The sequence below is a fragment of the Ruegeria sp. ABV3_008 genome (genome assembly GCF_056161185.1).
Genome location: NZ_JBSWYP010000002.1, coordinates 69,666 through 83,044 on the forward strand (window position 1 = coordinate 69,666; position 13,379 = coordinate 83,044).

A 13,379-nucleotide genomic window follows, 5' to 3' on the forward strand; every position below is an offset into this window, starting at 1 on the left:
CCTGTTGAAAGCCGCCTGCGTCACGCGGCACGTTCATCGGTTTCGCCAAGATAAGCGTCGATAACCTCTTGGTTCTTGGTTATTTCTTCGGGTGCGCCTTCGGCAATGATGGCGCCCATGTTCAAAACGGTGATCTTGTCGCAGAGCGACATGATGAATTTAAGATCGTGATCAATCACCAAAATCGCGCAGTCCGAATGTGTCCGCACCCATGTCAGCGACCGACCCAGAGCTTCCGTTTCCTGTTCGTTCATCCCCGCGGCGGGTTCGTCCAGCATCAGGACACGCGGGTTCAGGGCCAGCGCGCGAACAATCTCCAGCCGCCGAAGCTGCCCATATGCCAATGACCCGGCGTTTTGGTTGAGCTTGTCCAACAGGCCGAACTCGGGGATCGCGGCGTCGACGATTTCGGCGCCGCGGCCGGAATAGCGGGCGACGTCGATGTTTTGCGCGACGCTGAGGCTTGGAAAGACCCGCAGGTTCTGAAACGTCCGCGCCACACCGCGCGCCGCGCGTTCGTGGGCGCGCAAGTTGTCCAGCGGCTCGCCATCCAGCGACAAGCTGCCCGCCGAGTGGGTTAACAGCCCAGAGATCAGGTTGACCAGCGTCGTCTTGCCTGCGCCATTGGGGCCGATCAGACCGCGCACCTCGCCCGGTGGGACGGACATGGTCACATCCTCAACGGCGTGGACCCCGCCAAAGGTCTTGGTGATGCCGTTCAGATCAAGCACCGGCCAATTCCTCGACCAGTTCTTTTGTGGTGACCTGTCGGCAATAGCCTTTGATCGCGCGCAGAGAATTGTCGTGCCGATCTTGCGTGTGGGTCAGGCACGCATCTTCGACCTGAGTGACAAGGTAGCCCAGATCACATGCGTCCCGGATGGCGCTTTCGACGCATTGATCCGTCAAAAGGCCGGACAAAACAACCTGACGAACGCCAAGGTTGCGCAGGATGTAGTCGACATGCGTGGACACAAACACCGAAGAGGACGTCTTCGGCAGCACGATCTCATCCCCTTGGGGCGCGATCTGGTCAATGACCTTTCCGTCCCAGCTGCCCTTGGGAACATGAAAACCCGTGATCTTGTAGTCCAGTGACCGGTCACGCCCGTCGAGCGTCAGGCTTTCGATATTGGTGTACATGACCTCGACGCCGGCATTGCGGCAGGCGGCCTGTATGGCCTGCATGTTCGGGATCACGCGGGTGTCCAGTTGATCGAAGTACCAGCCGTATTTCTCATTGAATTCGGCTTCAGGCATGTCCTTGAATTCGGCGCCTTCGCGATGTGCCGAATAGTTCTGCACGTCAATGAACAACAGCGCGGATTGCGATGGGACAAGGGGAACATTGCGCGTCAAACTCACGTCTTGGTCTCCAGTATTTGGGTAAAGGCCTCGGCGAGAAGCTGCGCCCAATCCTCGACGCCTTTTGCATCGCGGATCAGGTCATTGCGGATCTCGACCAGCGAATGCGCCAGTCCGCGAGGTTCCGCGAAACGAGGTATGAACCAGTCGCTTTCACTGTCGATCTGATAGGGCTGGTTCAACGCCATGTGCAGATCGGGACGCAGGGCCGAGATATGGTCGATAGCGGCTTGTCCCGTTTTGGGGTCAACGCGCGTCAGAAATCCAGCGTGCCAGGGCCGCGTCTCACCATCGACCTTTGCGGCGAAGGAGTGGATCGACACCGCAAGCACGCGCGGCGCACGATCCAGCATATCTTCAATGGCACCGTTCAGTGGGGCCATGATCTCGCGCTGACGCGCTGTGCGATCCGCAGCGGTCAAGTTCAGATTGGCTGGGATCTGCTCTCCAAAGCTGTTTGGCGGAATTGAATCCGGCGCTTCGATCGGGCGGTTGCAATCAATCACAAGCCGGGAATAGCGCTGCAAGATTAAAGGGGCCCGTAGCCGGTCAGCCAATTGCCGGGCCACGGCCTCGGCCCCGATGTCCCAACCGCGATGGCTGGCCTGCACCTCTTCCGAGATACCCAGATCGCCCAGCTTTTGCGGGATCGCGCGCCCGGCGTGTTCGCAGAGCAGCGCGATCTTTGCATCACTTTCACGATTCACCCATTCCACCGGGGCGGGATCCCCGGCGACCAGCAATTCTTGGGTTGCGGTTGATGTATTCATGTGGCCCACGTTAGAGAACAAGTTTTTTCAGAGTCAATGAAAAATAGATTGACTGAAATTTTTGTTCCATGCGATCCATTCAGATCAGGAGGTGCCGCTTGCTTGTTAGGCAGAGAATTGAAGCGAAGGCGGAGAACATGACCGCGAGCGAGCGCAAGCTGGCCGCTGCATTGCTCAGCGACTACCCCTATGCGGGGCTGGTCACGATTCAGGAACTCGCTCGCCGGGCCGAGGTCTCGGCCCCGTCTATCTCTCGGTTTGTCACCAAGATCGGACTGGGCGGCTATCAGGAATTCCAACGTGCTCTCTTGTCGGAATTGAAAGAAGGCCAACGCTCGCCCACCGATTTGCACGGGGAAGGGCGCAGTGTTGATGGAGGGTTCTTACGTGATTTCATCGCGCGCGCCTCGTCCCAGATGGCGCTGTCGGCTGAAGGTATCACCGAGGCACAGTTTCAGCGCATATGCTCGGTACTGAGCCAGCCAAAAAGCGATGTCTATATACTGGGCGGTCGGATCAGTGACACCATCGCGCAACATTTGTCCTTTCACCTGCGCCAAACCCGCAGCGGCGTGTATCATCTTCCGGCCAACAACGAGGTCTGGCCGGAATACCTGCTGCGGATGAAGCCTGCGGATATCCTGTTTCTGGTCGATTTTCGCCGCTACCAACCTGCGCTGGCGCGATTGGCCGCTACTGCCGCGCAGGATCGAGGGGTTCGCGTTGTCCTCATGACGGATAAATGGTTGTCCCCCATATCACGGCATGCGGCAGAAATCTTGCCAGTTCCGATCGAAAGCGGCACGCTCTGGGATACGTACACAGCGGCCCTTGCCGTCACCGAGGCGTTGGTGACGCGTATTGCCGAAGACAACTGGGACCAGACGAAATCCCGCATCGAAGCCTGGGATGCCATGCGATCCCACAATCAGGACCCCAACCCATGATGCCCAAAACCCCCTTGATGTTTGTCGCCACCTCTGACCTTGCCGGTAAATTACGGGGCAAGGCCTTTCCGGCGGATCAACTGAACAAGCGGTTGCAGCGCGGGGTCGGGTGGACACCAACGAATGTTCAGATCAACTGCTTTGACGGAATTGCCGAAAGCCCGTTTGGCGCGCTGGGCGATCTTCTTCTGATCCCGGACGCCACGGCCGAGGCAAAGGTCGAGTTCGGCGAAGACTCCGGCCTGCACTTTCTTATGGGCGATATCGTCACGCTGGATGGAGACCCGTGGGACTTCTGCACGCGCAGTCTTTTGAGGGCGGCGCTGGAGCGGCTGCACAAGGTCTCAGGGGCAAATTTATTGGCTGCGTTCGAGCATGAGTTCCAGCTGAAAGATCCGCCAAGCCAGGCCAACGAAGCCTATGGTCACCGGGGCTTTGGCCTGCAGCGGGATCTGTGCGAGACCTTGATCAACGCGATTTCTCAGGTCGGTCTGAAGCCGGATTCGATCATGAAGGAATATGGCCCAAACCAATATGAGGTCGTCATCGGCCCCGAGCTGGGTGTTCGCGCGGCGGACGCGGCCATCATGGTGCGCGAACTGACCTATGCGACCGCACGGGCCTATGGCGAGCGGGCCACCTTTACCCCTATTCGCGATGTCGCGAGCGTTGGGAATGGGGTCCATATCCATATGAGCTTTGTGGATGATCATGGCGCGCCGCTGACCTACGCCGATGACGGGCCCTGCGGCATGTCGGACCTGACAAGTGCCTTCGCCGCCGGAGTGTTGAAATATCTGGATGCGATCCTGGCTCTGACAGCGCCTTCGGTGATCTCGTATGAACGCCTGACACCGCATCGATGGTCTGCGGCTTTCAACAATCTGGGTTTTCGCGACCGCGAGGCTTCCTTGCGGATTTGCCCGGTGACCGCAAAAGACCCAGCCTCGATCGCCGGGCAGTTCAACATCGAATACCGTGCGGCGGATGCTGCAGCTTCGCCTCATCTGGCGCTTGCGGCGGTTGTCATGGCCGGGACGCAGGGGATCGAAGAGGGGCTACCCGCGCCCGTTCCAACCGAAGAGGATCTTTCGCTGTTGGACGTCGCAGAACTGAACCAAAGGGGGCTGGTGCGCTTGCCTCAGACTTTGGAAGATGCGCTCGACCGGTTCGTTTCCAACCCGGTTGTGACCGGCTGGTTCCCCGCAGGCTTTGCCGAGGTGTACCAAGCTCACAAGCAATCCGAGATTGCGACAACCGAACATCTGGACACAGACGCACGCTGCCGATTGTACGAAGAAACATATTGACCTGAGCGGTTCGTCTTGCCGAAGCTTGCCCAATGCGACCTCTGGGGCGTCGTTTGGGTAATCTCGCGCCGTATGACGCGGCGCAAACTGTTTAGCTAAGGATAGGGATGGATCATGAGCCGTTCAGAAACCGATGCTATCTTGAATGTGCATAGGCTGGCTTTTGGCGAAGCGGAAGGTGAAGAAATCGCTCAACTCGCCGAAGATCTCCTTGAGCATCCGGAAACGATTTCAATCAGCATAAGGCGCAAGGGGCAGATCGCGGGCAATGTCATGTTCACCCCGTTTGTCTTCCAGGGTCACCCGGACGTTAAATGCTATCTTCTTGCGCCCTGCGGTGTCTCCCCCGAGTATCAAGGCCTAGGAGTTGGCAGAGAGATGATGGAGACCGGCATCATGCACTTGAGGTCCATTGGAACAGACGCTGTCTTCGTGTTGGGAGTACCGACTTTCTACCCCTTGTTCGGGTTTGTCCCGACTGACAAAGAGACACCATATCCTGACCTTCTGACGATCCCCGAGGCATGGATGACGCTTGAGCTCACTGCAGGATCGGTTGAAAAACTGGGGGGAAAAACACTTGCGATTGCGCCCTTCATGCACGCGCATCTCTGGGACATATCACAACACGAGTGAATTTAGTTTTTTGTTCTTGCCTCAAACCGCAGCCCTGTTTCAGGTCTCCATTTTTGCTGGCCATGTCTGTTTTGTTTCTGGAAATGTCGCAAGGCTTTCAGCCGAGATTCCATCCACGAGTAGGTTGCGCATGTGAGGTGCTGCTGTCTGATTCTCAGGCGGCAGAGAATTGGGAAGCCGGTGCAATTCCGGCGCTGCCCCCGCAACGGTAAGGAAGGTCAGGTTCGACAGGTGACCACTGGGACGAGGATCCCGGGAAGGTGTCGACACCGGGCGTAAGCCCCTTTCAAGTCCGGAAACCAGCCTTGCATATATGTCAAACCGCGGGTGGCGGTGGGGGCACAAGTTTCGGACGTGATCCTCGCACGGCTCCGGACTGGCCTCTGGTGTCATCTGCCCAAGCTAAGCCGCGGGGCGCGGCAGGAGAGCCAGAAGTGAGCAACGTTCGAAGCCTGTTGGCGCGTCGAAACCCGGCCTATGCCCTTGAACAGGCGTTCTACACCGATCCAGATGTCTTTCAGACCGATCTTGAGGCCATCCACTACCGCAACTGGCTATTTGCCATTCCGGCATGTGAACTGGTGAAAACAGGCGACTACGTGACCTACACTGTGGGCGCATACCGCGTGATCATTGTGCGCGGCGCGGACAACCAGATTCGGGCCTTCCACAATACCTGCCGCCATCGCGGGTCGATCATCTGCAAGGCCGCCAAGGGCAACTCGCCTAAACTGGTCTGTCCTTATCACCAGTGGACATATGAGCTTGATGGTTCATTGCTATGGGCCCGTGATATGGGGCCTGATTTCGACCCGAAACAACATGGGCTGAAAACCGTTCACTGCCGTGAACTGGCAGGGCTGGTCTATATCTGTCTTGCAGATGAAGCGCCTGATTTCGACACCTTCGCCAACAAAGCACGCCCCTATCTGGAGCCGCATGATCTAGGCAACGCCAAGGTCGCTTTTGAAAGCACGATCATCGAGAACGGCAACTGGAAGCTGGTTTGGGAAAACAACCGCGAGTGCTATCACTGCGGCGGCAACCACCCTTCGCTGTGCCGGACCTTCCCTGATGATCCCTCAGTAACCGGTATCGAAGGGGGTGAAACCCCGGCCTTCATGCAAACTCACTTCGACCGTTGCGAGGCTGCGGGAATGCCGTCGCAGTTCTATCTGCATGATGACGGGCAATACCGCCTGGCGCGCATGCCGCTGAAGGAAGGGGCGGAAAGCTACACTCTGGACGGTAAATCCGCGGTGCGTCGCTTTCTTGGCCGTTCGCCCTTTGCGGATGCGGGGACGTTGTTGAAGTTCCACTATCCCAGCACGTGGAACCACTTCCTGGCCGATCATTCGATTGTTTTCCGGATCACGCCGGTCAGCCCGACCGAGACCGAAGTCACCACGAAATGGCTGGTCAACAAGGATGCGGTCGAAGGGGTCGACTATGACGTCAAGCGTCTGACCGAGGTCTGGATGGCCACCAATGACGAAGATCGCCGTGTGGTGGAAGACAACCAGATGGGCATCAACAGCCCCGCCTATGTGCCGGGACCGTATTCTGGGATCCAGGAATCCGGTGTTCTGCAATTCACCGATTGGTATTGCAGCGCTTTGGCGCGTCACCTTGCACCTGACACGATGGCGGCGGAGTGACGGAGATGAAAGATCTGAACGCTGTTGCCTCGGTCTGGCAGGATGACGAGACGCTGGAATGCGTCTCGGTCGTGCCCGAGACGCCAAACACCGCCAGCTTTACGTTCCGCGCTCCTTCCGGGGCCTTGTTCGCCTACCATCCAGGTCAGTTCCTAACGCTCCAGATTCCGGCACCGGGGCAGCCGGGAGGCGTTGTGCATCGGACCTATACGATATCGTCATCCCCATCGCGTCCACGGTCCATCACGATTACGGCCAAGGCGCAACCGGACAGCATCGGCACTCGCTGGATGCTGAACAATCTGCTGCCAGGTATGCGGATGCGGGCGATTGGCCCGGCGGGCCTGTTCACCAATGCTGAAAGCGCCGCCGCCAAGTATCTGTTCATCTCGGCGGGTTCGGGTATCACGCCTATGATGTCGATGACGACCTGCATGTGGGACGAAGGCCGCGATTTGGATGTCGTCTTCATCAACTGCGCCAAACGTCCGTCCGAGATCATCTTCCGTCAACGGTTGGAGCAGATGGCAAGTCGGACGCCGGGTTTGGATTTGAAGTTTGTTGTGGAGGAAGCTGACTGTTACAGCCCCTGGACCGGCTACCAGGGTCAGTTTAACCAGCTGATGCTGGGCCTGATGGCCCCAGACTATCTGGACCGTGAGGTCTATTGCTGCGGTCCGGAGCCGTTCATGCAGGCTGTCCGTGAAGCTCTGTCGGGCCTTGGCTTTGACATGGACAACTATAATCAGGAAAGCTTTGGAGCTCCGGTTGAGACCGAAGCGGATCAGCCCGATCTGGATGATATCGTTCCAGACGATGACAGCGCCGCCGAAATCGTGTTTGTGACCTCGGGTGTAACCGCCAAAGTTGCCGAGACGGATACGGTTCTGGCCGCTGCACGAGCGGTTGGATTGAACATTGCCTCGGGATGTACTTTTGGCGTTTGTGGTACCTGCAAAGTCAAAAAGACCTCGGGTGAGGTTCACATGGTCCACAACGGCGGAATCTCCGAGGATGACATCGCAGCAGGCTACATTCTGGCGTGCTGTTCGAACCCGATCGGCAAGGTTGAAGTTGAGGTGTGAACGGGAAGTCTCAGGCTGAAACTGCAGGACGGTTATGGCCACCTGCGGTTTCAGATTTTAAAATTTTTGTATTTATATCATATATTTATTGCCCCTATACGCGCTTCGGGAAGTTTGGGCAGCACAGGTTTTCTCACGGATAGTTGATTCTATTCGGCAACATTCACGTGTTTGCTCAAATTCTGTCTCTTTTCCGCCGAAATCTCCCCTGATAAAGCGGGTTGAGTACTGGGTGGGGTGTTGATAAGTGCGAGCAGGTATATGAGAGCCGGATATAACGGTCGTGTAGCCATTTCATGGGATCAAACCGAGCTTGATGGGCTTGAGGCAGCGCCTTTGGCCTTTTTGGCGGTCGGGTCCGCATGGTCCTGGCGAGGTCAGGCGCTGGTGTTGGGCGAAGTGGCAGAGCAAAATCTTGAACAACTGGGACATATGGGTGCGACCGCTGTGCGCACCCGGGACGCGTTCTCAGCCTCGCAAGAGATTTCGGGTGAGCATTGCGGGACGGTCACATTGACCAATGGAGCGCAACGCTTTGCCGCAGATTTGATTATCACCGATGACGAACAATGGCCGACTCTGGTGTTTAACGCTGGCTGTCCGCCTCGGGATCAGGATTTCTGGATCAGCGAAGTCACACATGCCGGTGCCGAGCTGCAGAGCGTACCGCAGCCGACCGCAAAGGTGGTGGCCTTTCCAGGAAAATCCGCGCCGGGTTACTTTTCATAGGTTTGGTTACCTGGCTGGCGTTGAACCCGCTGGCCTAAAAACCCTTCAAGAAATTTGAGCAGGGCCGTCGGGACGTGTTGACTCTGATAGTTCTGCAGATATAAGCGCGGCTTCATTGGTGTTGGTGGCCCCCGCAAGGGGATGCCTGTCATGGGGGAAACCTCAAGAGGACAACGCCCTTTATAACCCGGCACCACGCCTGGTCTGAACTGGAACTGCCCGGTCCGAGCGGAGACGCTATTTCGGCCCGAAAAGTGGGAACCGGTTTTCGGATCAAGCTGAAATGCCACTTTAAAGGAGATCAGCCGTGACCAAACGCACGTCTGCCAAGTACAAAATCGACCGCCGTATGGGTGAAAACATCTGGGGTCGTCCGAAATCCCCGGTCAACCGTCGTGAATATGGCCCCGGCCAGCACGGCCAGCGCCGCAAGGGCAAACTGTCGGACTTCGGTCTGCAGCTGCGCGCCAAGCAGAAGCTGAAAGGCTACTATGGCGACCTGACTGAGAAGCAATTCCGTCGCATCTACGCCGAAGCTGAGCGTGTAAAAGGCGACACCGGTGAAAACCTGATCGGTCTGCTGGAGCGCCGTCTGGACGCCGTTGTCTACCGCGCCAAGTTCGTACCGACCGTCTTTGCTGCACGTCAGTTCGTGAACCACGGCCACGTCAAAGTGAACGGCAAGCGGGTCAACATCCCGTCCTACCGTGTCAAAGAAGGCGACGTGATCGAAGTGCGTGACAAGTCCAAGCAACTGGCAGTTGTTCTGGAAGCTGTTGCTCTGGCTGAGCGTGATGTTCCTGACTACATCGACGCCGACCACTCCAAAATGACCGCGACCTTCGTACGCGCACCGGGCCTGAGCGATGTGCCTTACCCGGTCATGATGGAACCGAACCTGGTTGTCGAATTCTACGCGAAGAACTAATCTTCGCTAGTACCCGAGATTACAAAGGCCGCGCTTTCAGCGCGGCCTTTTTAGTTTCTAAGCTATGCATTTTGACCCGATGTCCTGACGAGGCGGCACTCCGAATTTGCGCGAGTATTCCCGACTAAACTGGGTCGGGCTTTCATAGCCAACCTCAAAAGCCGCCTGCGATACACTCAGCGAACCGTGCGACAAAAGCCTTCGGGCTTCCAGTAGCCTAAGGTCTTTTTGGTATTGTAGCGGCGAGGTGGCTGTCACCGTTTTGAAATGGGCGTGAAAGGCAGAAACGCTCATTCCAGCGCTCTGTGCCAGATCGCAGATGGGCAGGGCTGTTCGAAAATCCGCGCGGATGACGTCTATCGCGCGCGCGATACGGCTGGCGGCGCTATCGCGCCACAGCATTTGCCGCAGCATGCCACCGTGATCTGCTTGCAGGAGTCGGTAGTGGATTTCACGGCTTATCATCGGTGCGAGAATTTTTGCATCGGTAGGGTTTTGACTTGCTCGAAAAAGCCGAGCCATAGCGTCGATCAGATCGGGCGAGGCTTTTGATGCGGCAAGGCTTTGGGCTGTTTCGATTTCAGTAGGTTCTGAGCCGACAGAGTCGTAGAGACCGCGTAAGATGGAAAGGTCCAGCGAGAATACGAGACCGACATAGGGCTTTTCCCGACTTGCTTCCGTGACAGAGGCCAAAACCGGAAGTGAATGGCTGACGATCAGAGAGTCGCCTGCACCGAAGTGAACAAGGCGATCGCCGATACGTGTTTCTTTCTTCCCCTGTAGAACTAGGCAGACAATAGGTTCATACACCTGCGCTTCTATTGATTTCGTTTTGACATCATGAAGAAGGCCGAAACCGTCCAATGCGGTCGGGTAGAAAGCAGCATCTTCTGCCTGTCCGCCCACAGCTTCGCAGATTTTTTCAACTAAATCATGTTGTGTCATGGTGTCTCCACTGCCTCATTCAGCATATTTTGCGCAAGAGGTCAGTGCTAGCCAGAATCCTGACGGCCAGAGAATTAGGCAGATATTGAGGAGAATTCGGCAGGCGTATCGCAGTTTTCTAACTTATCTAGTGGTCAGGCTAACAATTGCGGAGAATGACCATGGAACAGACTATCCTCATAACTGGCGCTTCATCGGGTATTGGCAGAGTTACGGCTGAGCTGTTTCACAGGCAGGGCTGGAATGTCATTGCCACCATGCGCAACCCCAGCAAGGAAGCTGAGCTTACGCAATTCGAGAATGTTCTGGTCACACGTCTTGACGTCACCGAGGAGGGTTCAATTGCGGCCGCAGTTGCCGAAGGGATTGAACGGTTTGGTCAGATTGACGTTCTCTTGAACAACGCGGGATACGGCGCTTACGGCCCGCTAGAAGCCTTTCCGATGGAGCGTATCCGGCGGCAATTCGATACTAATGTGATCGGTTTGTTGGCTGTGACGAAAGCCGTTCTGCCGCATATGCGCGCAAATGGTTCGGGCTGCATCGTCAATATCTCTTCGATTGGTGGGCAAATCACTTTCCCCCTTGGAGCGCTTTATCATGGCACAAAATTCGCGGTTGAGGGCCTGTCAGAGTCGCTGCACTACGAGCTTGCTGCGGCAGGTATCAAGGTCAAGATTGTCGAGCCTGGTCTGATTGCCACCGATTTTGGTGGCCGTTCGTTTGATTTCGTCAATGACGAGAGCATGGCCGAATATCAACCTGTCGTGCAGGCCTTGTTCAGCGCGTGGGGCTCGGAAGAAATGGCAGCGCGAACGTCGCTGCCAAGTGTTGTCGCCGATGTCATTTTGACCGCGGTGACGGACGACACTGACACTTTGCGCTATCGGGCCGGCGAAGATGCCGTTGAATACCTGGACAACCGCAAGGCTCTGGACGACGCAACTTTTATCGGCGGCATGAAGGCGATGCTTGGTTTGGCCTGAGTTCAGATCGGAAGGGGTCGCCCTTCGGCGATCGCTTCCATCGCAAAATAAGAGGTCACGCTGTCCAGCTCGACCTTCTCGATCAGGCGTTGGTAGACCTTGTCGTAGGACGCCATATCCTGGGTCACGACTTTCAGTTGATAGTCATAGTCACCGCCGATCCGATGGAAATCCACAACCTCGGGAATGGTCAGAACATGGCGGCGAAACGCCTGCAGCCACTCGGCTGAATGATGCCGGGTGCGCAGCATAACGAAGACCACGAGGTTCAGCCCCAAAGTCTCGCGCGCGATGCGCGCAGTTGACCCGATCAGAACCCCGTTTTCGTTCAGCGCTTTCAATCTACGCCAACACGCGTTCTGGGACAGCCCGACCCGATCGGCCAGCTCGCGCTGCGAAAGGGTGGCGTCTTTTTGAAGCTCTCTCAGGATGTGGGTGTCTATTTGATCTAAATTTTGGCTCATATCTAGTCATACGACACAAAATTAGTGATTACTATGCAAAGAACGATAATGTTTCCACAGTTTGGATGGATCACATTGGACTTACAGCAAGGAGCCAATGCTATGACCCTGTCCAAATTTCGTGCGGATCTCTGTTCCACCACTCACAATTCCCACCTGCGCGACGGGCTGATCGGAGAGAATGTTCTGATCCCGGGTCTGCAGGGGGACGTGCCGCTTGTCTATGCGGATTACGTTGCTTCGGGTCGCGCGTTGCGACAGGTCGAAGACTTTGTGGCCGATCACGTGTTGCCATTTTATGCCAACAGCCACACCGAGGCCTCCTTCTGTGGATCCTACATGACCCGTCTGCGTCGCGAAGCACGCGATGAGATAGCCCGCCTTGTTGGCGCGAGGGGAGAAGACGCGGTGATCTTTACCGGGTCCGGTGCCACGGCGGGGCTCAACCGGTTGGTCAGTCTGCTCGGGGTGGCGGAAGCTGATCAACCGGTTGTCCTAATCGGTCCCTATGAGCATCACTCGAACATCTTGCCATGGCGCGAGAGCAAGGCTCTGGTGGTCGAGATTCCGGAAGCGGCTGAAGGGGGCGTTGATCTGCGCGCGCTGCAGGAGGCGCTGAACACTTACGCCGATGCGGATCTGGTGATCGGGTCATTTTCAGCTGCGTCCAATGTGACGGGGATCATCACCGATCCCGATCCGGTGACGCGTGTGCTCAAGTCTCATGGCGCTTTGGCCGTTTGGGACTATGCCGGGGGCGGGCCTTACCTGCCGATGGACATGGGGCCTGCGGATGCGCGCAAAGATGCGATCGTGGTGTCTCCGCACAAGTTTCCAGGCGGGCCGGGGGCGTCGGGCGTGCTGGTCGTGAATCAGAACGTTGTACAGCGTCGGTGCCCCAGCTGGCCCGGCGGAGGGACGGTGAGTTTCGTCTCGCCCTGGCGCCACGACTACAGCGAAAACCTGTCAACGCGAGAGGAGGCGGGAACGCCCAATGTGATCGGTGATATCCGCGCCGCACTCGCCTTCATCGTCAAGGATGCCGTAGGAACGGATGAGATCGCCCGCCGCGAGGCGCAATATAACCAAATGGCGCTGGAGGGATGGAAGGACAACCCGAACCTGACCTTGCTTGGGGTGGAAAACGCGCATCGCCTGCCGATCTTTTCCTTCCTTGTGCGCGACAACGCAGGGCAACCGGTGCATCAGCAACTGTTCACGCGGATGCTCAGCGACATATACGGCATTCAGGCGCGCGGAGGATGCGCCTGTGCCGGGCCTTACGCGCATCGGCTCCTGGGCATAGATCGAGCCGCGTCAGAGGAGCTGCACGCCGCTCTGTCCGCGGGTGAAGAGATGAAGAAACCCGGTTGGGTGCGTTTGAACTTCTCGTATCTGATGCGCGAAGAAACGGTCCAGTTCATCATCGACAGCGTCAACGACCTGTCCCGTCGGACCGAAGAATTCGCACCGTTCTACAATGCCGACCCGGCGACTGCGCGCTTCAAAGCCGCATGATGGAATTGCTGCTTTTCTGAAAGCGTTGAGACAGGTAT

14 protein-coding genes and 1 riboswitch are annotated in these 13,379 nt (G+C 57.0%); of the genes, 9 read left to right on the plus strand and 5 right to left on the minus strand.

Going from position 1 to position 13,379, the window contains the following annotated elements; all coding sequences use genetic code 11:
* Positions 1–20: 20 nt before the first annotated feature.
* Genes ACXAH8_RS04425 through ACXAH8_RS04435 form a run of 3 tightly spaced genes read right to left on the minus strand, consistent with a single transcriptional unit; the run spans position 21 to position 2,135 of the window.
* Positions 21–731 carry an ABC transporter ATP-binding protein gene (locus ACXAH8_RS04425; RefSeq protein ID WP_170767391.1) on the minus strand — a complete coding sequence of 237 codons (711 nt, stop codon included), beginning with the start codon at positions 729–731 and terminating at the stop codon, positions 21–23.
* Positions 724–1,365 carry a cysteine hydrolase family protein gene (locus ACXAH8_RS04430; protein WP_475216392.1) on the minus strand — a complete coding sequence of 214 codons (642 nt, stop codon included), beginning with the start codon at positions 1,363–1,365 and terminating at the stop codon, positions 724–726. Before ACXAH8_RS04430 ends, ACXAH8_RS04425 begins: the two co-directional genes overlap by 8 nt.
* Positions 1,362–2,135: an N-formylglutamate amidohydrolase gene (locus tag ACXAH8_RS04435; RefSeq protein WP_475216394.1), complete on the minus strand. Its 774-nt coding sequence runs from the start codon at positions 2,133–2,135 to the stop codon at positions 1,362–1,364. The genes ACXAH8_RS04430 and ACXAH8_RS04435 overlap by 4 nt, the downstream gene beginning before the upstream one ends.
* Before the next feature lie 68 nt (positions 2,136–2,203).
* Between ACXAH8_RS04435 and ACXAH8_RS04440 the strand changes: the two genes are divergently transcribed.
* The 7 genes from ACXAH8_RS04440 to rpsD all read left to right on the plus strand — a co-directional run bounded on the left by ACXAH8_RS04440 (position 2,204) and on the right by rpsD (position 9,428).
* Positions 2,204–3,082, plus strand: coding sequence for a MurR/RpiR family transcriptional regulator (locus tag ACXAH8_RS04440; RefSeq protein WP_371811947.1), 879 nt, complete (start codon positions 2,204–2,206; stop codon positions 3,080–3,082).
* Positions 3,082–4,392, plus strand: coding sequence for a type I glutamate--ammonia ligase (locus tag ACXAH8_RS04445; protein WP_475216998.1), 1,311 nt, complete (start codon positions 3,082–3,084; stop codon positions 4,390–4,392). The genes ACXAH8_RS04440 and ACXAH8_RS04445 overlap by 1 nt, the downstream gene beginning before the upstream one ends.
* Positions 4,393–4,506: 114 nt before the next feature.
* Positions 4,507–5,028 (plus strand): GNAT family N-acetyltransferase, encoded by a 522-nt coding sequence (locus ACXAH8_RS04450; RefSeq protein ID WP_475216396.1) that lies wholly within the window; start codon positions 4,507–4,509, stop codon positions 5,026–5,028.
* A gap of 118 nt (positions 5,029–5,146) precedes the next feature.
* Positions 5,147–5,350, plus strand: a riboswitch (cobalamin riboswitch).
* A 112-nt stretch (positions 5,351–5,462) separates the two neighbouring features.
* Positions 5,463–6,686: an aromatic ring-hydroxylating oxygenase subunit alpha gene (locus ACXAH8_RS04455; protein WP_475216398.1), complete on the plus strand. Its 1,224-nt coding sequence runs from the start codon at positions 5,463–5,465 to the stop codon at positions 6,684–6,686.
* A 5-nt stretch (positions 6,687–6,691) separates the two neighbouring features.
* Positions 6,692–7,771 (plus strand): FAD-binding oxidoreductase, encoded by a 1,080-nt coding sequence (locus ACXAH8_RS04460; RefSeq protein WP_475216400.1) that lies wholly within the window; start codon positions 6,692–6,694, stop codon positions 7,769–7,771.
* A gap of 261 nt (positions 7,772–8,032) precedes the next feature.
* Complete coding sequence (locus ACXAH8_RS04465; RefSeq protein WP_475216402.1) at positions 8,033–8,500, plus strand: hypothetical protein; 468 nt, start codon at positions 8,033–8,035, stop codon at positions 8,498–8,500.
* Positions 8,501–8,807: 307 nt separating this feature from the next.
* Positions 8,808–9,428, plus strand: coding sequence for a 30S ribosomal protein S4 (gene rpsD / locus ACXAH8_RS04470; RefSeq protein ID WP_170374584.1), 621 nt, complete (start codon positions 8,808–8,810; stop codon positions 9,426–9,428).
* A 57-nt stretch (positions 9,429–9,485) separates the two neighbouring features.
* Here rpsD and ACXAH8_RS04475 read toward each other — a convergent pair whose 3' ends face one another.
* Positions 9,486–10,373, minus strand: coding sequence for an AraC family transcriptional regulator (locus tag ACXAH8_RS04475; RefSeq protein ID WP_475216405.1), 888 nt, complete (start codon positions 10,371–10,373; stop codon positions 9,486–9,488).
* Between the two features lie 161 nt (positions 10,374–10,534).
* On the opposite strand from ACXAH8_RS04475, the gene ACXAH8_RS04480 reads away from it, so the two are divergent.
* Positions 10,535–11,359, plus strand: coding sequence for an SDR family oxidoreductase (locus ACXAH8_RS04480; protein WP_475216407.1), 825 nt, complete (start codon positions 10,535–10,537; stop codon positions 11,357–11,359).
* A gap of 2 nt (positions 11,360–11,361) precedes the next feature.
* Here the strand turns inward: ACXAH8_RS04480 and ACXAH8_RS04485 are convergent, their stop codons facing one another.
* Positions 11,362–11,823, minus strand: a complete 462-nt coding sequence (locus tag ACXAH8_RS04485) for an Lrp/AsnC family transcriptional regulator (protein ID WP_170374590.1) — start codon at positions 11,821–11,823, stop codon at positions 11,362–11,364.
* Positions 11,824–11,925: 102 nt separating this feature from the next.
* On the opposite strand from ACXAH8_RS04485, the gene ACXAH8_RS04490 reads away from it, so the two are divergent.
* Positions 11,926–13,341 carry an aminotransferase class V-fold PLP-dependent enzyme gene (locus ACXAH8_RS04490; protein WP_475216409.1) on the plus strand — a complete coding sequence of 472 codons (1,416 nt, stop codon included), beginning with the start codon at positions 11,926–11,928 and terminating at the stop codon, positions 13,339–13,341.
* Positions 13,342–13,379: the final 38 nt, after the last annotated feature.